Source organism: Micromonospora sp. NPDC053740 (assembly GCF_040677775.1).
Classification (GTDB): Bacteria; Actinomycetota; Actinomycetes; order Mycobacteriales; family Micromonosporaceae; genus Micromonospora; species Micromonospora alfalfae.
The window spans coordinates 170,679-188,707 of record NZ_JBFASO010000009.1 but is presented as its reverse complement, the minus strand read 5'-3'; the positions used below and the strand labels follow the sequence as shown (position 1 = coordinate 188,707).

12 protein-coding genes are annotated in these 18,029 nt (G+C 70.2%); 6 read left to right on the top strand and 6 right to left on the bottom strand.

The window, feature by feature from the left end:
- Positions 1-58: 58 nt before the first annotated feature.
- Together AB0K35_RS23610 and AB0K35_RS23605 are read left to right on the top strand one after the other, a co-directional pair.
- The gene (locus tag AB0K35_RS23610) at positions 59-1,189 is read left to right on the top strand and encodes a LacI family DNA-binding transcriptional regulator (protein WP_363887581.1); all 1,131 of its coding nucleotides are present in this window, start codon (positions 59-61) and stop codon (positions 1,187-1,189) included.
- 163 nt (positions 1,190-1,352) lie between these two features.
- The gene (locus AB0K35_RS23605) at positions 1,353-2,936 is read left to right on the top strand and encodes a gluconokinase (RefSeq protein WP_363887579.1); all 1,584 of its coding nucleotides are present in this window, start codon (positions 1,353-1,355) and stop codon (positions 2,934-2,936) included.
- Between the two features lie 26 nt (positions 2,937-2,962).
- Here the strand turns inward: AB0K35_RS23605 and AB0K35_RS23600 are convergent, their stop codons facing one another.
- From AB0K35_RS23600 to AB0K35_RS23585, 4 genes are read right to left on the bottom strand one after another with little or no spacing between them, the layout of a single operon-like run.
- Entirely contained in the window at positions 2,963-3,853 is an 891-nt protein-coding gene (locus AB0K35_RS23600; RefSeq protein WP_363887576.1) for an ABC transporter permease, read from the bottom strand.
- Positions 3,853-4,752 carry an ABC transporter permease gene (locus AB0K35_RS23595; protein ID WP_238668531.1) on the bottom strand — a complete coding sequence of 300 codons (900 nt, stop codon included), beginning with the start codon at positions 4,750-4,752 and terminating at the stop codon, positions 3,853-3,855. Before AB0K35_RS23595 ends, AB0K35_RS23600 begins: the two co-directional genes overlap by 1 nt.
- Positions 4,749-5,861: an ABC transporter ATP-binding protein gene (locus AB0K35_RS23590; RefSeq protein ID WP_274525567.1), complete on the bottom strand. Its 1,113-nt coding sequence runs from the start codon at positions 5,859-5,861 to the stop codon at positions 4,749-4,751. Before AB0K35_RS23590 ends, AB0K35_RS23595 begins: the two co-directional genes overlap by 4 nt.
- Entirely contained in the window at positions 5,858-7,078 is a 1,221-nt protein-coding gene (locus tag AB0K35_RS23585; RefSeq protein ID WP_112584430.1) for an extracellular solute-binding protein, read from the bottom strand. Before AB0K35_RS23585 ends, AB0K35_RS23590 begins: the two co-directional genes overlap by 4 nt.
- Positions 7,079-7,262: 184 nt before the next feature.
- On the opposite strand from AB0K35_RS23585, the gene AB0K35_RS23580 reads away from it, so the two are divergent.
- Positions 7,263-8,345: a LacI family DNA-binding transcriptional regulator gene (locus AB0K35_RS23580; RefSeq protein ID WP_238668532.1), complete on the top strand. Its 1,083-nt coding sequence runs from the start codon at positions 7,263-7,265 to the stop codon at positions 8,343-8,345.
- A 148-nt stretch (positions 8,346-8,493) separates the two neighbouring features.
- A complete protein-coding gene (locus AB0K35_RS23575) occupies positions 8,494-11,955 on the top strand; it encodes an alpha-glucuronidase family glycosyl hydrolase (protein WP_363887571.1) in 3,462 nt (1,153 codons plus the stop codon).
- A 176-nt stretch (positions 11,956-12,131) separates the two neighbouring features.
- On the opposite strand, the gene AB0K35_RS23570 is transcribed toward AB0K35_RS23575, so the two are convergent.
- Complete coding sequence (locus tag AB0K35_RS23570; RefSeq protein WP_363887568.1) at positions 12,132-15,131, bottom strand: glycoside hydrolase family 95 protein; 3,000 nt, start codon at positions 15,129-15,131, stop codon at positions 12,132-12,134.
- A gap of 455 nt (positions 15,132-15,586) precedes the next feature.
- Here AB0K35_RS23570 and AB0K35_RS23565 point away from each other — a divergent pair, with 455 nt between their 5' ends.
- On the top strand, positions 15,587-16,054 hold the full coding sequence (locus tag AB0K35_RS23565) for a hypothetical protein (protein ID WP_238668535.1): 468 nt from the start codon (positions 15,587-15,589) through the stop codon (positions 16,052-16,054).
- A 76-nt stretch (positions 16,055-16,130) separates the two neighbouring features.
- The gene (locus AB0K35_RS23560) at positions 16,131-17,138 is read left to right on the top strand and encodes a hypothetical protein (protein ID WP_363887566.1); all 1,008 of its coding nucleotides are present in this window, start codon (positions 16,131-16,133) and stop codon (positions 17,136-17,138) included.
- 15 nt (positions 17,139-17,153) lie between these two features.
- Here the strand turns inward: AB0K35_RS23560 and AB0K35_RS23555 are convergent, their stop codons facing one another.
- Positions 17,154-17,957, bottom strand: coding sequence for a helix-turn-helix transcriptional regulator (locus tag AB0K35_RS23555; protein ID WP_363887563.1), 804 nt, complete (start codon positions 17,955-17,957; stop codon positions 17,154-17,156).
- Positions 17,958-18,029 lie beyond the last annotated feature (72 nt).

Sequence of the window (18,029 nt, the reverse complement as noted above, 5' to 3'; positions counted from 1 at the left end):
GATTGCGTAGACATGACTGCGCAATCATACAGGACTATGGCCGGCGATGGGAGATGCCGTGACGCGACTGGCGAGGCCGGGTGGAAGCCCTCCGACGCCGCGCAGCGTGGACGTCGCGCGGCTGGCCGGCGTCTCCCAGAAAACGGTGTCCAGGGTCCTCAACGACGAGCCGTATGTCTCGGCCGACGTGCGCCGGCGGGTCCTGGACGCCGCCGAGGAGCTCGGCTACCGGCGCAACCAGGCGGCCCGGGCGCTGGCCTCCGGGCGGACCCGGTCGATCGGCGTGGTGACGCTCGGCAGCGCCTTGTACGGGCCGGCGTCGTGGCTCATGGGCATCGAGCGGGCGGTCCGGGACGTGGGCTACACGCTGCGGGTGGCCGCCACGATCGAGGGCGACCCGGGCGGCATCGCGGGCGCCCTGGCGTCGCTGTTGGACCAGGGCGTGGACGGCGTCGTCATCTCCGAGCCGATCGACGAGGGCGTCGGACTCATCAGCGTCGACGTGCCGGTCCTGGTCCTCGGCGCGCCGCCCGCCTTCGCCGCGCCGCAGGTGGTGACCGCCAGGGTCGGCGCGGGCCGGCTCGCGCGGGCCGCGACCGAGCACCTGCTGGAGCTGGGGCACACGACCGTCCATCACCTGGCCGGCCCGCAGCGGTGGTATTCGGCACGGGACCGTCTCGCCGGCTGGCGCGAGGCGCTGCGAGCCCACGGCGCGGACGAGCCGCCGGTCGTCGAGGGCGACTGGTCGGCCACGTCCGGCTACGCGGCGGGCCGGGAACTGGTCGGCGATGGCACCGTGACCGCGGTGTTCGCCGCGAACGACGACATGGCGATCGGTCTCATCCGCGCGCAGCTCGAGGCCGGGCGCCGCGTGCCCGAGGACATCAGCGTCGTCGGGTTCGACGACATCCCGCTCGCCGCCTACGTCACTCCCCCGCTCACCACCGTGCGGCAGCCGATCGACGAGGTCGCGCGGCAGGGCCTCGCGCGGCTGGTACAGGTCATCGAGAAGCCGGACGTCGAGCTTCCACCGGCGGCCGACCAACCGGTCGAGCTCGTCGTCCGCGCCTCGACGGCGCCACCACCGCCCCGGCCGATCCCGAGACGTGGCCGCCGAGGGAGCCCTCATGCCCACGGTGGCCCGCATGGTCAGCCCGCCGACAGCGAAGTCCCATCCACCCAGCCCTGATCAGCGTCGATATGTCCACCTACGGCGGCACGTCACCCGAGACCCGCACCAGCCGTCGCTGACGAGCGGCGGCAGCACCCGCGCGACGCGCACCTCTCACTCCGACACGACAACTGCGCGCAACCGCTTGCCCACCCGCCGAACACCGCTCGACCATGTGCTCATGGGGCCGGAGCGTCGTTTCATCCTCGGGGTCGACGTGGGCACCACCGCCGTGCGGGCGGGCGCGTTCGCGCTGGACGGCTCCGCCCGACACGTCCGCACGCAGGCGTACCCGCTGCTCCAACCGCTGCCCGGCTGGCAGGTACAGAACCCCGACGTGCTGGTAGCGGCCACCCTGGCCGCGGTGTCCGCGTGTGTCGCCGACACCGCCGGGGCCGAGGTCGTCGCCCTCGCGGTCAGCTCCCCCAGGTACGGCGTGATCGGGCTGGACGCGACACTCAGCCCGGTGACGCCGCTGCTGACCGGGCGTGACACTCGGTCCGCGGAAGTGGCCCGCGACCTGCGGGTCTCCGGCCAGAGCCGGGAGCTGCACCGCGTTACCGGCACGCCAGTGCACCCGGGAAGCCCGCTCTGCAAACTCATGTGGTTCGCCCGCCACGAGCCGTACCTCTGCACCGCGACGCGGTGGTGGATCGGCCTGAAGGACTACCTGGTCCATCGGCTGACCGGGACATTGGTGACCGAGCTGTCGTCGGCGTCCGGCACCGGCATGTTCGACGTCCATCGTCGGGTATGGAGCGCGGGCATACTCGACCTCGTCGGGGTGTCCGGCAGGCAACTGCCTCCGGTCCTTCCCACGACGGGCGTGCTGCGGCTCTCCTCGGCGGCCGGGCAGGCGGTCGGCCTGCCGTCCGGCACACCTGTCGTCGTGGGCGCGGGTGACGGTCCGTCGAGCAGCCTGGGCATGGCGGCGATCGACAGCACCGTCGCTGGTCTGACGCTCGCGGCCACCGGGGCCCTGCGGACGGTCGTCGCGGCTCCGCTCGTCGACCCGGCGGAGACCTTCTCCTGCGCGGCGCTGACCGAGGACGCCTGGGTGATCGGCGAGACGGTCGACAACGGCGGCAACGTCGTGCGGTGGGCCGGTAGAGCGCTCGAACCCGACCTTCGCCCGGCGTCCGATGACCAGCTCGCCGCCACCGAGCTCCTGGCTCTCGCCGAACGGATCGCCCCGGGAAGCGACGGACTGGTGATGCTGCCCTATCTGCTGGCCGACCGGGACTCGGAGGGGGAATCCGGCCCTCCGGGCGCGTACCTGGGGTTGCGCAGCGAACACTCTCGCGGTCACCTGGTACGGGCCGCCGTGGAGGGCGTCTGCCTCCAGCTCGGCGGCATCCGTGACCGCCTGGCCGAGCTGACACCGGTCAGCAGCGTTCGCCTGGCCGGCGGCGCGTTCCGATCTCCGCTGTGGCGTGCGGTGATGGCCGCGGTCCTGGATTGCCCAGTGCAGGCGTCAGGTGCGGCCGATGACGTCGCCCTCGGCGCCGCCGCGCTCGGGCTCTTCGCGATCGGCCTGGCCCCCGATCTCCCCGGGGCCGTCGCCCAGCTCGATCCCGAGAGTGCCCGCACCAAGCCGATCGCGGTCGACCCTGCCCTCGCCGCGGCGTACCGCGGTCTGCGGACGAAGCTGCCCGCACTCATCACTGTCGCGGGCCGGCTGGGCGAGATCCTCGACGAGGTGGCAGCCGGCCCGCGCATAGACAGGCGGGCCGGCGCGATGCCCCACGGCGTCATGCGCGGGTGACCGGGACGGTCGAGGCGGCGCCGGCCTCAGTGCTCCGGTTCGTCCTTGACCCGCGCCACGAGCTGGGTCGGGTTGACGTAGCGCAGCGCGACGACGAGGAGGACCAGCATCATCGACGTGTAGATGACCGCCATGGCGTCGACCGACTGCTGCGCCCTGATCCCGGACGCGGACATCGAGTAGTAGAGCGCCACGACGAGGGTCTGCGAGTCGGGGCCCGCGGTCAGGAAGGTCAGCTCGAACATGCCGACGGTCCGGACGAGGACGAGGATCGCGGAGGCGAGGATGCCCGGCACGAGCAGCGGCGTGAGGACCCGGAGGAACACCGTCCGCAGGCCCGCGCCGCACATGCGCGCGGCGCTCTCGATCCTCGGGTCGATCTGCTCGATGAACGGGGTCATGGTCAGGATGACGAAGGGCACCGACGGCACGAGGTTGGCGAGCACCACCCCGGACATGTGCCCGGCCAGACCGAACTTGTAGAGGACTGTCGCCAGCGGGATGCCGTACGTGATCGGGGGCATCAGGATGGGCAGCAGGAACACCAGGAAGATCAGCCGCTTGCCCGGGAACGAGCGCCGCGCGAGGGCGTAGGCCGCCGGCACGCCGATCACCAGCGAGAGGCCCACGACGAGTACGGAGACCTCCAGCGTCACGACGATGACCGACAGGAGCGCGAACTCGTCCCAGGCTCGGGCGTACCAACTGGTGGTGTAGCCGTCCGGGAGCCAGGTGTCGAACCAGCGCTGACCGAACGAGCTGACCAGCACGGACGCCACGACGCCCAGCAGGTTGAGGAAGAAGAAGATGACGACGCCCCACACGATCCAGGCGGCCGGCCGCGCGGCGATGCGCCGCCGTCGGTCGGTGCTGGTGGCGGGGGGCCGCGCTGGTGGGGCCTGGGTGGTCGTTGCCATCAGCCCTTGCCTCCGGTGGAGCCGGTGTAGAAGCGGCTACGAGCGGCCAGCACCACAGCGATGATGACCAGCTCGACGAAGCCCATGATCATGGCGATCGCCGACGCGTACGGGTAGTCGTACTGCTCGTAGGCCGCCTGGTAGGCGGCGAGGGAGATGACCCGGGTCTCCCCGGCCGGATTGCCGACCAGAACGGCCGACGGGAACACGCTGAACGCCAGGACGAACGTCAGGCAGAAGGTGGTGGCGAGGCCGGGCATCAGCAGCGGCAGGGTGATCCGGGTGAACCGGCGACGCCAGTCCGCGCCCAGCGTCGCGGCCGCCCGTTCCAGGGTCGGGTCGATGCCGGACAGGTACGACAGCACCAGCAGGAACGCGAACGGAAAGCCGGTGATCACCAGCGAGAAGAACACGCCCCAGTAGTTGTGGGTCAGCCGCACCGGCTCGTCGACGAGGTTGCTGGCCAACAGGATCCGGTTGAACCAGCCGGTCGGGCCGAGGAAGTTCAGCAACCCCTGTGCGGTGAGGACAGTGCCGAGCGTGATCGGCACGACCAGCAGCGTGGTGACCAGCCGCTTGCCCCGGAACCGGCCACGCATCCGGTAGGCGATCGGCACCGCGGCGAGGACGTTCAGGAGCGCGGCGGGCAACGCGATCCGCAGCGTGATCCAGATCGTGCCCCGCTCGTAGGAGTCGGAGAAGAACCGGGCGTAGTCGCTGAACGGCCCGCCGGTGGTCGGCTGGAACGAGAGCGTCAGCCCGTAGAAGAACGGGTAGAGGAACAGGGCGATGACGAAGACCAGGGCCGGGACCAGCAACCAGAGCTGACGATCGACGCCCCGCTCGGCGAGACGGTGCTGCCAGTGCGCCAGCGGCCTCCCGGGCCCGGCGCCGCTCACCGAGTCGCCCCCGGAGCGTCCGCGAGGCGCTTGGGCTGCGTCTGCGCGTCGGCCTGATAGACGAGCAGCCGCTGCGGGTCGACGGCGAGCTTGACCTGGTCGCCGGGCGCGATCCGCTGCTCGGTCCGCAGGTGCAGCAGCAGGCCGGTGTCGGTGCGGGCCTCGGCCGCCAACTCGCGGCCCTGGTACTCCACCACCTCGACCGTCGCCGACATGGCGTTGCGGGTCTCGCCGGGCCCGTCGACACGGATGTCCTCGGGGCGTACCGCGACCATCACGTCCGCCCCGGTCTGGAGGCCCCCCACCACCTCGCCGAGCAGGCGAAGGCCGGACGCCTCGACGGTGGCCCGGGCGCCCTCGGACTGCTCCACCCGCCCCCGCCACAGGTTGCGGTAGCCCATGAAGTCGGCGACGTGCCAGTTCGCCGGTCGGGTGTGCAGCTCACGCGGCGAGCCGATCTGCTGCACCCGCCCCTCCCGCAGCACCACCAGCCGGTCGGCCAGGGAGAGCGCCTCCTCCTGGTCGTGGGTCACGTAGACGGTGGTGAGCCCCAACGACTGGTGCAGCCGGCGGATCTCGGTCCGCATCTCCAGGCGCAGTTTGGCGTCGAGGTTACTCAGCGGCTCGTCCATCAACACCAGCGACGGCTCGAACACGACGGCGCGGGCGATCGCGACGCGTTGCTGCTGGCCACCCGAGAGCTGACCGGGCAGCTTGTCGACGTGGTCCTCAAGTCGCACCAACCGCACCGCCTCCGCCGTACGCCGGCGCGTCTCCTCCTTGGGCAGCCGCCGCATCCGCAGCCCGAAGGCGATGTTCGCCCGGACCGTCATATGCGGAAAGAGGGCGTAGCTCTGGAACACCATGCCGAAGCCGCGCCGCTCCGGCGGGAGCGTGTCGATGCGGCGCTCGTCCTGCCAGATGCTCCCCTCCGTCAACGGCAGCAGCCCGGCCAGGCAGTTCAACGCCGTCGACTTGCCGCAGCCGGACGGGCCGAGCAGGGCGATGAACTCCCCCGCCTCGATCGTCAGGTCCAGCTCGCTGAGCGCGGCCTGGCCACCGAACCGGCGGGACACCCCGTCCAGCCGCAGCTGGGTGAAGGCGCTCATCCCTGCTTGACCTTGCCGCCGCCGATCTCGCGGTCCCAGCGGCTGAACGCCGCCACCAGGCTCTTCGCGTCCAGCGGGACCTCGGTCGGGTTCCCGGCGATCAGCGCGTCGTACTCGGGGCGACCGAACTCCCGGATCGCGTCCTGGCTCTTCTGCGGCGCCGACGAGAGCTGGACTTCCTTGATCGCCGGGCCCGGGTAGAAGTAGCCCTCGTCGTACGCCTTCGCCTGCTGTTCGGGGGTGAGCATGAACGCCAGCAGGGCCAGCACAGCGGCCTGGGTGTCGGTCGACACGCCCTTGGGCAGGACGGCGTAGTGCGCGTCGGTGACCCAGTGGAAGCCGTCGATAGGGGTGATCCTGGCCTCCTTCGGCACCGTACCGAGCACCCGCGGGTTGATGTCCCAACCGGTCGTGCTGACGATCAGGTGAGCGGTGCCGTTGGCGAGGTTCTTCATCGTCTCGGTGGTGCCGGACGGGTAGTAGTCGACGTACTGGCCCAACTCCTTGAGGAAGGCCCACGTCTTGTCCCAGCCCGCCGTGGGGTCCTTGGGGTTCGAGTCGCCGAGGATGTACGGCAGACCCATCAGGAACGTCCGCCCCGGGCCGGAGTTGGCCGGCCGGGCGTACTGGAACTTCCTGGGGTTGGCTCTGGCCCAGGCGAGCAGCGCGTCCGCGCTGGTGGGTGGCGTCGCCAGGCGGGACGGCAGATATTCGAGCAGCGGACCTGACGGGTAGTAGGTGACTGTGACGCCCGCGTTGCCGGCGAGCTTCTGCATCGCGGCGGCCGGCTCCAGGTAGTTGCTCATGCCGCCGAGACGGTCCTGGAAGGTCGGCAACACGTCGATCCAGAGCCCCTGCTCGATCCCGGCGGCCAGGCCGTCGACGCCGGTCAGCACGAGACCGATGTCCACCCGGTCCGCCCCCTGCTGGGCCTTGATCTTCCCGGCCAGCTCGGGTGCCGGGGCCTTCGAATAGGTCACCCGGGAGATCACGTCGGGGTTCTTCGAGACGAACTCGTCGATCATCCCCTGGGTCAGCTGGAGGTTGCCCGCCACGTCGAGGACGTTGAGCGTGACGGCCTTACCGGGCCGCTGTGGCACCTCACCGGTGCTGTCGCCAGTGTTGTCGCCGGGGGCCTCGGGTGCCCCACACCCGACCGTGCCCACCAGGAGCGACGATGCCGTGACCAGGAGAGCGCCGCGCCGCGAGATACCCATGAGCCGTTCCCTCCGCCAGGTGTCATCAGTGCTGATTCAGGCAGTCGGCGCGCCGCGGCGGCAACGGGTTGCCATGTATTGCCTCGCGCGAATGTGACCGGGCTGCTGATTGTTGCGGGGGCATTGCCGAGTATTCACCGCCGCCATACCATGATCACGGCGCGTAGCCGGGAGGAGCATGCAGATGCCCGACCACATCAGGCCGCCGGGACAGCGAGTCACGATCTACGACGTCGCCCTCGAGGCGGACGTCTCACCGTCCACGGTGTCCCGCGCCTTCTCCCGACCCAGTCGCGTCAACTCCGAGACCGCCGAACGGATCCGGCAGGTCGCCGAGCGGTTGGGCTACCGGACCAACCCCCTCGCTCGCGCCCTCACCACGTCGCGTACGCAGATGATCGCGCTGGTCATCGCCGACATCACCAACCCGGTGTACGCCGAGATCGTGCGCGGCGCGCAGGACGCGGCGACCGACGGCGAGTACACGACAGTGCTGATCGACGCCCAGGAGTCCGACCGGCTGGAACGAGCGGCCGTCGAGCGCACCATGTCGACGGTCGACGGCATCGTGCTGGCCAGCAGCCGGATGTCCGACTCCGCCATCCGGATGGTCGCCAAGCAGCGACCGGTGGTGGTCCTCAACCGCGCTCTGGCCGACGTGCCCTGCGTCGTCACGGACGACCCCCGTGGCGTGCGGCGGGCCGCCGAGCACCTCGGTGAGCTGGGGCACGACCACATCACCTACGTCGCGGGGCCGCAGGCGTCCTGGCCCAATGGCATCCGCTGGCGGTCGCTGCTCGAAGCGGGCATGGAGCTGGAGATCAAGGTTCGCCAGATCGGGCCGTTCAGTCCGACCATGGCGGGCGGTGAGCGGGCCGCGCAGGAGCTGTCCGCGCGTCCCGCGACGGCGGTCCTCGCGTTCAACGACCAGATGGCGATCGGGATCATCCGCGGTCTCAGCCGGATGGGCGTCAACGTTCCGGGCGACGTCAGCGTCGTCGGTTTCGACAACATCCTCGCCGCCGACATCGTCACACCCGGGCTCACCACCGTCGCGGCTCCGCTCTACGCGGAGGGCTCGGCCGCGACCCGGCACCTCCTCACGATGATCGACGGGTCGCCCGGGCACACCGGCCGGCCCATGGTCCTGCCGGTACGCCTCGTGGTCCGCGACTCGACGGCAGCGCGCAACCCGGACCCCGGTCGGGCCCGGCCTGCGTGGGTACGGCAGCGGCCCGTTCCCGGCCCGGCGGCCCACAGGCCGTGAGGGCCGGGCGGCCCCGCGACAAGAAACGACAACTCGTTGCCGACCCGGAGCCACGCCGGGAAGGATCGACGCGCATCCATCCAGCAACGTCGTTGCGCTCGCGGGACGGGCCGAACGGCGTCCCCAGCGAACGAACGAGGAGATGGCGATGAACCGAGCTTCGGTGCCCCGGCTACGGCGAACCCTCATCGTGCTGGGCACGGCACTGGCCACCGTCGCGGCCACCCTCACTGTCGCCACCACCACGCCGGTCGCCGCGGCCCCGTCGCCGGACGACTACAACGGCTCCGACCTGTGGCTACGGTACGTACCGGTCGACGACGCGAAGCTGCTGCGTGACTACCGCCGCGCGGCCACCGCGATCGTGGTCGAGAACGCCGACGCCACGAAGGTCCACCGGCACACGGCGGACCTCGCCATGGCCCCCGGTTCGGGCGAGAAGCTCGTCGAGACCACGCTGGGCGCCGCCCGGGACGAACTGGTCCGCGGCCTGGGCGGGCTGCTCGGTCAACCGACACCCGTGGCGTCGGTCGACGACGGCACGGTCCCGGACGGCGCGGTGGTGGTGGGCACGCCGACGAGTTCGCCGCTGGTGGGCCGCACCATCGCGACCCGCGACCTGGCCACTGTGGGCGACGAGGGCTATCTCGTCCGGTCGGTGGCGAAGGGCAGGGCACGCTTCACCGTCATCGCCGGCAACACCGACCTCGGCGCGCTGTACGGCACCTTCGCCTTCCTCCGGCTGCTCCAGACCCGGAAACCCGTCGACCATCTCCGCGTCGCGGAGTCACCGAAGATCAAACATCGGTTGCTGAACAACTGGGAGACCGAGCGTCTCTACGCCGGCAACAACGCCTCCGGGCTGGGTGGGCTGAACGGGGAGAGCGGGGCGATCTTCAACTTCGCCGCGACCGGTGCCAGCGCCGGCCGGAACCTGCCCGTCATCCTCGACCGCTACCTCGTCATGGCCCGCGCGTTGGCGTCCCTGGGCATCAACGGCATCACCATCAACAACGTCAACGCCGACAACGCGTACCTGACGAGCACCCGCATCGCGCAGGAGGCGGCCCTCGCCGACGCGTTACGTCCGTACGGCATCAAGCTGGGCCTGTCGATCCGCTACACAGCGCCCACCGACAGCCGGTTCGCTCCGGACACCCTGACCAACAGCCAGCTCGATCCGTACGGCGCGGACTTCCGGGGCTGGTGGCACCGCCGGGCCCAGCAGATCCAGGCTGCGATCCCGGACTTCATGGGCCTCACCGTCAAGGCCAACTCCGAGGGCCAGCCAGGGCCACAGGACTTCGGGTACGACCACGGTGACGGCGCCAACGCCATCGCCGCCGCCGTGGCGCCGCTCGGGATGACTGTGCACTGGCGGACGTTCGTCTACAACGCCGAGGTCGACAACGACCGGCTCAAGCGGGCCTACCTGGAGTTCGGGCCGATCGACGACGAGGTCCAGCCGGACGGCAGCCGGGGACGCTTCGCCGACAACGTGTTCCTCCAGACGAAGAACGGGCCACTGGACTTCCAGGCCCGCGAGCCCATCCACCCGATGTTCGGCCGGATGGAGAACACCAACCAGGCCCTGGAACTCCAGATCACGCAGGAGTACACCGGCCAGAACTGGATGCTGGCCTACCTCGGCCCGATGTACGAGGAGATCCTCAAGACCGACACGTACGCGACCGACGCGAACGGAAAGCTGCTCAAGAAGCGCCTGGTCGGCAACATCGTCGACGGGACCGCCCAGCACCACCCGGACACCGCCATCGTGGGTGTGGCCAACCTCGGCAACGCGGACAACCTGACCGGGCACCACTTCGCCCAGGCGAACCTGTTCGCCTTCGGACGTCAGGCGTGGGACTGGACGCTCGACTCGGCGGATATCGCGACCGACTGGACGCGGATGACCTGGAGCAACGACCGGCGCGTCGTCGACACCATCCACCGGATGATGATGGGCTCGTGGGAGTCGCTGGTCAGCTACCAGACGCCGCTGGGCATCGGCCACCAGTTCGCCGAGGGTGCCCACTACCGTCCCGACCCCGCCGACTGGGCTGGCCGCGACGACTGGAGCCCGATCTACTACAACAAGGCCGACAGCGTCGGTCTGGGCTTCGACCGCTCCCCCACCGGCAGCAACCTGGCCGCCCAGTACTTCCCTCGGTTGCAGCAGCGCTACGGGAACATCAACTCGGTCCCGGAGAACCTGCTGATGTGGTTCCACCACGTGCCGTGGGGCCATCGCCTGGACAGCGGCCGGACGTTCTGGGACGAGTTGGTCTACCGCTACCAGATGGGCGTGCAGTACGTGACCTGGATGCGGGAGACCTGGGCCACGCTCCAACCCGACATCGACGCACGCCGGTTCGCTGAGGTACGCGACAAGCTGGCCGTGCACGAGGCGGACGCCGCGGACTGGCGGGACACCTCGGTGAACTACTGGAAGGAGTTCAGCGGGCGGGACATCCCGGTCGACGACGCGCCACTGTCGGCGACGATCGTCGTCAACGGCAAGAGGTTCGGCGGCTTCAACCTGTCGGACACCTCGTACACCATTCCGGTGCCGGCCGGGGCGTCGCCGACGATCACCAAGGTGCGGACGGCCGACCGGAAGGCCCGCTACGAGATCGTCTCCCAGGCGTCCGGCGTGCCCGGTCAGGCGGTCGTCAAGGTCACGACGGAGAGCTTCTTCGGCCCCCTGGTGAAGAACTACGTCTTCAACCTGGTGCCCGACACGACGCTGACGGCCCTGCGCGTCGACGGCAGGCGTCTGGCGTCCTTCGCGCCGACGGTGCTGCGCTACAACGCCCTCACGGCGGCCGGCACCACCACAGTGCCGGCTGTCACCGCCAGCGCCGCCGACCCCGCCGCCACTGTCGCGGTCGAGCAGGCGACCAGCCCCACCGGGCAGGCTCGGGTCACCGTCACCAACGGCGGAGCCTCGTCGGTCTACACGGTCGACCTGAACACCACCATCACCGGCAGCGACGAGTTCGACTCGACCCAGCTCGGCCCGCAGTGGCAGTGGGTCCGCCCGGACGAGGGCAACCGGCGTCTGGCCGACGGGTCAGTGGTCATCACCGCCCAGCAGGGCGACCTCCAGGGCAACACCAACACCGCGAGGAACCTGGCCCTGCAGGACGTCGACGGTGACTGGACGGCCGAGTCCAGAATCGTCTTCTCACGCCCACTCGCCACCAACAACGAGCAGGGCGGTGTGCTCGGGTACGCGGACGACAACAACTACGTGAAGCTCGCCTGGGAGATGGGCAACGCGACAGCCGCCGTCAACAAGACCCGGATCGTCTTCCTGCGCGAGCAGAACGGCACGGCGTCCACACTGGAGATCACCGGAGCCGACGCTCAGCGCATCGTCGGGGCCGACGGCGCGATCTGGCTGCGACTGACCAAGATCGGGAACAGCTACCGCGCCTACTACTCCACCGACGGAAGCGTCTACCGCTACATCGGCTCCACCACGCTGAACGTCGAGCCGACGAAGGCCGGGCTGCTGGCCTTCAACCGGGCCGGCACCTCCACCGACCTCGACGTCGCCTTCGACTACTTCCGGATCGAGAGCCGCGGCGAGCGCATCCGCTAGCCCGCCCGCTGGCCGGGTCCGGTGCCACGCCGGACCCGGCCAACGTGTGGCTCGACGGGTCTGGACGTCGTGGTCGTCGACGATCCTGGTTAGGGTGACGCCGAAAGACGCGACCGGGCCCGCCCCCAGAGTGGGGACGGGCCCGGTCGTGCTCCCCCGAGCAGGAATCGTTGCCGTCAGCCCCCGATCGCGATGGCGAAGATGTGCATGGTCGGCACGTTCGTGGCGGGCCGGGCGCTGATGTTCGGCAACACCACCGAGGCCACTGCCTTGTTCTGCAACCCGACGCCCACGTAGTAGACGCAGGCGGCGGTGTTCTGCCGCTGGTTGTTGGGCCGGTTCTGGTACGCCGACACGATCGCCGCCGTTCCGGCGGAGTTAGGCCCGCCGTACCAGTCGGGCGTGCTCAACGTGAACGTCTGGCGGGTGCCGTCGGCGTAGACCACGGTGCCGGTCCCCGACACCGCGCCGTAGGTGCCGGTCAGCAGGAAGCCGAGCGTGCTGCCGGTGCCGGTCACGCCGATGGTCTGGCCAGAGGCGATCGCGTTGTCGGCGGCCCCGGAGCTGACGTTGGGCCAGCGGAAGTTGACCCCGTTGCGGCTGATCGTGCCGCCCGGGCTGGCGCCGGCCGACGCCAGGGCCTGCGCGGACAGGGAGGCTCCGCCGCCGTCGAAGTTACCGACGTTGGTGTTGCTGTCGCTGGTGATGCCGACGTTGCTGAAGCTCTGCTCCAGCGTCGGCGTGGTGGCACCGGAGCTGGTGACCCGGTAGGTGCGTCCGGCCTGCACTGTGACGTCGATCAGGTCGGACTCGATCCGGGTGATCCGGGCCGCCGTGCCGTCGGCGGTGTCGACCACGGTGACGGTGCCGGTCAGGATCCGGGAGCGCAGGCGGACGGTGCCGGCCCGGTCCGGTCGGATGAGGATCTCGGTGGCCGCACCGCTCGCCCAGGTGATGCCGACCGTGTGTCCGCCCCGACCGCGCAGGCCGGTCACCCGCCCGCTCGGCCAGGCCGGCGGCAGCGCGGGCAGGACGTGCAGCTCGCCGGTGTGGCTCTGCAACAGCATTTCGGCGATGCCGGCGGTGGCGCCGAAGTTGCCGTCGATCTGGAACGGCGGGTGCAGGTCGAACATGTTGGGCGCGAGCCGCGCGGTGGTGGCGAGGTAGCGGATCAGGTCGTGGGCCCGCTTGCCTTCCTCCATCCGAGCCCAGAAGTTGATTTTCCAGGCCAGCGACCAGCCCGTGCCGTCGTCGCCGCGCAGCGCCAGGGTCCGCCGGGCCGCCTCGAACAGCTGCGGGGTACCGCGCTTGGTGATCTGGTTGCTGGGTGCCAGCCCGTAGAGGTGCGAGATGTGCCGGTGGTTGGGTTCGGTCTCCACCCAGTCGTAGAGCCACTCCATGATGTTGCCGCGCGAGCCGACCTTCATGGGTGGGAGCCGGTCCCGGGTGGCGCGAACCTGCGCCCGGAAGGTGCTGTCCACGTTGAGGATCTCGCTGGCCCGTGCGCACGCGTCGAACAGGTCCCGCAGGATCTGGTTGTCCATCGTGGGGCCGGCGCACACGCTGGCGTTCGAGTGGTGGCTCAGCTCCGGCGAGTTCGACGGGTTGGTCACCAGGTAGCCGAGGGTCGGCTCGGTCACCAGGGTGTTGAGGAAGAACTGCGCCGCGCCCTTCATGGCCGGGTAGTTCGTCCGCAGGAACTCGATGTCGCCGTTGAACAGGTAGTGGTCCCAGATCAGCGTGGACAGCCAGGCGCCGCCGGTCTGCCACATGCCCCAGAACGCGCCGTCCACCACCGCTGTGGCCCGCCACGCGTCGGTGTTGTGGTGGGTGACCCAGCCACTGGCGGAGCCGTACTGCACCTGGGCGGTCCGCGCTCCGGCGACGGCGAGGTCTCTGACCATGTCGAAGACCGGGTTGTGGCACTCGGCCAGGTTCGTGGTGTTGGCCGGCCAGTAGTTCATCGGCAGGTTGGCGTTGATCGTGTATTTCGAGTCCCATGCCGGGGCCAGCGAGTCGTTCCAGATGCCCTGGAGGTTGGCCGGCTGGGTGCCGGGCCGCGAGGACGAGATCAGCAGGTAGCGACCGTACTGGAACAGCAGCGTGGAGAACTGCGGGTCGTTGACGCTGTTGTGCTGGGCGATCCGGACATCAGTGGTCTGGTCGGCCGCGGACGTGCGGCCCAGGTCCAGGGTGACCCGGCCGAACAGCGCCTGGTAGTCGGCCACGTGCCGGCTGCGCAGCTGGTCGTAGCTGCTGGCCCGCGCGGCGGTGAGGCGCTGCCGGGCGATGCCCTGGTAGTCGCCGCCGACGTTGCGGTAGTTGACGTAGCTGGAGCCGATGGAGATCAGCAGGACCACGCTGTTGGCGTTCGTCACCCGCAGGGTGCCGCCGGAGCTGGACACGCTGCCGCCGCTGACTGTCGCATTGGCGAGCGCGAGGAAGCGGACCTGACCGTTGACGCCCTCCATGTTTCCGGAGATGCCGTCGAGGCCGATGGTGGTGCCGTCGGGGCTGGACACCGACGTCCGCTGCGGGCTGTCGAAGGTGGCCGTGAAGCTGATCGAGCCGGTCCGATCGGCGGTCAGTCGCATGGCGATGACCTGATCCGGCGCGCTCGCGAAAACCTCCCGCTGGTGGCGAACACCGTTGAGCACGTACGACGTCGTGACGGTGGCGGTGGTGAGGTCGAGCGTCCGGTCGTACTGTGACGCTCCGCTGGCGGAACCGAAGGCGAGCCGCAGGTTGCCGACGGTCTGGTAGGCCAACTGGCCGCCGGGGTTGCCCATCATGGTCTGGTTGATCAGATCCTGGGCCTGGGTCCACTGGTTCGCGTTCACCAGCCGCCGGATCTCCGGCAGCGCCGCCGCGCCTCGGGTGTTGCTGGGATCGTGCGGCCCACCGGCCCAGACGGTGTCCTCGTTGAGCTGAAGCCGCTCGGTGTCGACGTTGCCGAAGACCATCGCGCCGAGCCGGCCGTTGCCGATCGGCAGCGCCCGTAGCCAGTCGGTGCCGGCCCCTTCGTCGTACCAGAGGGCGAGGTCCCCGGCGGCCAACACCTGCGGCGGGGCCGCCGAGTCGGCCTTGGCCACGGCGGTCCAGGGAACCGGCAGGAGAGCACCGCCCGCGCCGGCTGCGCCGATCTTGAGGGCCTGCCGTCGGGTCAGGTCTGACATCGATCCTCCAAACGGTGACCAGTCCGGCCACCCCGAAGCGTGACAACTATGGGACTCGACATGGGGATCCGCTTGGGTGCGCCAACCGGGACCCTGCCTGAGCAGGCCGACGCCGGGCCTTGGCGAGCCAGACATCTGATGTGTTTCGGGAAGGTTACTCCGGGACCACAGAATAGGCAACGGTCGATCGATGGGAGCCCACAGCGCCGCACTGGCCGGTCAGCAAGATGCACGGGTGGATGAGCAGTGCCGCGCTGACACGGCACCGCACGGCGATCGGCCAGAATCACGCCGACGACCACCCAACCCGACGGCCATACATCAGATGTACGCAGGCAGACAGCCGAGCTGGCCGTACATCCCCTCCGACGTGCACCCCGACGCGACAGCGCAACCCCGGTGGGGCCAAGGACGTGTACTGGGAAACCCCGATCGATGCTTCCCCCGGAGGAACGATGACCCTGACCGCGCTCCGCGCCTTCCTGCCTGTCGCCGCGCTGACCGGCCTGGCGGCCTGCACCACCGCCGCGCCCACTCCCGCCGCCGGGACGAGCACCACGCCACCGGCCAGCTCCGCACCCGCCTCGCCCGCTACGCCGCCCACCGCCGTCAGCGCCTCGCCGACCCGCAGCACGTCGTCAGGCACCACCCCGGCCGCCTGTCCGGTGACCGCAGCCACCCTGCAGGCCGCATCGGGACTGAGCAGCACCCACCGGATCGATCCGGATCAGATCAGGTGCGCGAGGCAGTGGGCCACGGCCGGCGTGCTCGCCGTCGACCCGGGAATGCAGGGTGACGGTGTGCTGCTGTTCAAGCACTCGGACGGCGGGTGGCAGAAGCTGGGCGAAGGCAGCGCACTCGAATGCACCCCGTTCGGCATTCCGCCGGAGATCGGCGACCAGGTCGGCTGTCGAGACCATTGAGCAGCGGCCCCGTCCACAATCGGGTTGTTCTCGCCGGCTGCACGGGTGACCATGGCGGCATGGCGGGAGCTCGGGGGTGAGATCGCCTCTTCAGGGTGGACTACCGCCCGGCGGCGCGGTGGTGGTCGGGGCCGTCGTGGAGATCGCCTGCGACGAGTCGGGATTCTCGGGCACGAACCTGCTGCACTCGACCGCCCCGGTGATCACGCACGCGAGCGTCGACCTGGCCGTCGACGAGGCGGTCGCGCTCATCACCGCCCTGCGGTCCGGGTTCCGGTTCGCGCCGCACGAGCTCAAGTCCGGCCGGTTCCTGCGCGGCTCGGGTGCGCACGAGGCACTGGAGTGGTTCCTGGCGGCGCTGGCCGGCCGCGCGCACGTCCACCTCATCGACAAGGAGTTCTTCCTCGTCACCCGAATCGTGGACTTCCTGCTGACCGAGCCGTCGTACGCGGCGGGCACCCGGCTGGCTCGCGAGCACCATCCGGCCGCTCTCGCCCTGCACGAGGCCGGACGCTCGGCCGGCGGCGACTGGGGCGCCTTCCTGTCGGCGTTCGTCGACCTGGTCCGGATGAAGCGGCGACTTCCGGTCGACCAGACCGTACGGCGGTTCTTCCAGGCCCGGGACACGCTGCGGCGCCACGGTCTCGGCACTGTGGCCGACGCCGTCCTCGACGGGCTCAGTCCGAGGCACGTGCGGGCCGTGGTGGCCAGGCTCGACGTCGACGACCGCACTGTCCCTCCACCACTGGAACCGCTGCTGCCCGCGCTTGCGGAGACGGTCCTGTCCTGGAGCGACGGCCGGCGGCAGGTGTTGGTGACCCACGACGAGCAGAGCGCCCTGACGGCCGACCGGCTGACCCGCCTTCAGCGGGTGTTGGCCGACGAGGGCCAGCCACCGTCGGCCGGTGTGCACCGGGCTTTGGCGTTGCCGAACGGGGTGTCGCCCCTGGCGGGGCTGGTGATGGTCGACTCCCGCGACGATCCGCGCGTGCAGGTGGCGGATCTCCTCGCGGGAGTGGCCCGGCGGATGCCCGGCATCATCGACGACACGCTCCGTCAGCCGCCGCCCGCTCCCCCGGGGTGACGGGCAGCGGCCGAGTCACGACGCGGCACGGGCTCGGAGGGTCTGCGTGGTCGCCGGGTCAGCGGGAAAGAACGCCTCGACGGCCAACCCGGCGACTGTGACCTCGCGCGGCGTACCGAAGAGGGTGGTGGTGCTGACGAAGGACAGCTCCTGATCACCGTGCCGGTAGCGCAGTGGAACGAGGACACGTGACACGGCATCGCTTGTCGGTGTCGTGTCGACGTCGTCACCGGGATAGCCGCGAAGCTCCTCGTGCAGGTCGTACAGGATCGGGTCGTTTGTCGTCGCCGCCTGCTGGTGCAGCCGTTTCAGCAGATGGGCGCGCCACTCGGGCAGGTTGACGATGCGCGGTGCCAGACCGTCGGGGTGCAGGCTGAGGCGAAGCACGTTGACGGGTGGGGCGAGCAGGTGTGGCTGCGCGTCCATGGTGAACAGGGCGACGGCAGGGTTGGCGTCGACGAGGTGCCAGTGCTCGTCGACGAGCAGCGCGGGGTACGGGCTGTGACCGTCGAGGATCTGCCGCACCGCGGCCCGTACCGGTGCCAGCTCGGGGTCGCTCAGCTGGTGGCGGGGGTAGGCGGGCGCGAAGCCGCCGGCCAGCAGCATCCTGTTGCGCTCGGCCAGCGGCATCTCCAGGTGTTCGGCCAGCCGCAGGATGAGGTCGGGGCTCGGCCGGGATCGGCCGGTCTCGACGAAGCTCAGGTGCCGGGCCGACACTCCCGCCTCGATCGACAGGTCGAGCTGGCTCATTCCGCGAGTCCGGCGCCAGTCGCGCAGCAGCTCCCCCACCGGTCGCCCGTGCCGGGTAGAGATCGTCACCCACCGACCCTAGTTCCACACCGACAGACGGGCCATTACCTGCAAGGTAATCGACAGCCCAACCGGAGAGCG

Bases quoted from the DNA above. Each gene is read 5' to 3' on its own strand.
- AB0K35_RS23605 (WP_363887579.1), top strand. From the start codon at position 1,353: ATGGGGCCGGAGCGTCGTTTCATCCTCGGGGTCGACGTGGGCACCACC.
- AB0K35_RS23600 (WP_363887576.1), bottom strand. From the start codon at position 3,853: ATGGCAACGACCACCCAGGCCCCACCAGCGCGGCCCCCCGCCACCAGC.
- AB0K35_RS23590 (WP_274525567.1), bottom strand. From the start codon at position 5,861: ATGAGCGCCTTCACCCAGCTGCGGCTGGACGGGGTGTCCCGCCGGTTC.
- AB0K35_RS23585 (WP_112584430.1), bottom strand. From the start codon at position 7,078: ATGGGTATCTCGCGGCGCGGCGCTCTCCTGGTCACGGCATCGTCGCTC.
- AB0K35_RS23580 (WP_238668532.1), top strand. From the start codon at position 7,263: ATGCCCGACCACATCAGGCCGCCGGGACAGCGAGTCACGATCTACGAC.
- AB0K35_RS23575 (WP_363887571.1), top strand. From the start codon at position 8,494: ATGAACCGAGCTTCGGTGCCCCGGCTACGGCGAACCCTCATCGTGCTG.
- AB0K35_RS23570 (WP_363887568.1), bottom strand. From the start codon at position 15,131: ATGTCAGACCTGACCCGACGGCAGGCCCTCAAGATCGGCGCAGCCGGC.
- AB0K35_RS23565 (WP_238668535.1), top strand. From the start codon at position 15,587: ATGACCCTGACCGCGCTCCGCGCCTTCCTGCCTGTCGCCGCGCTGACC.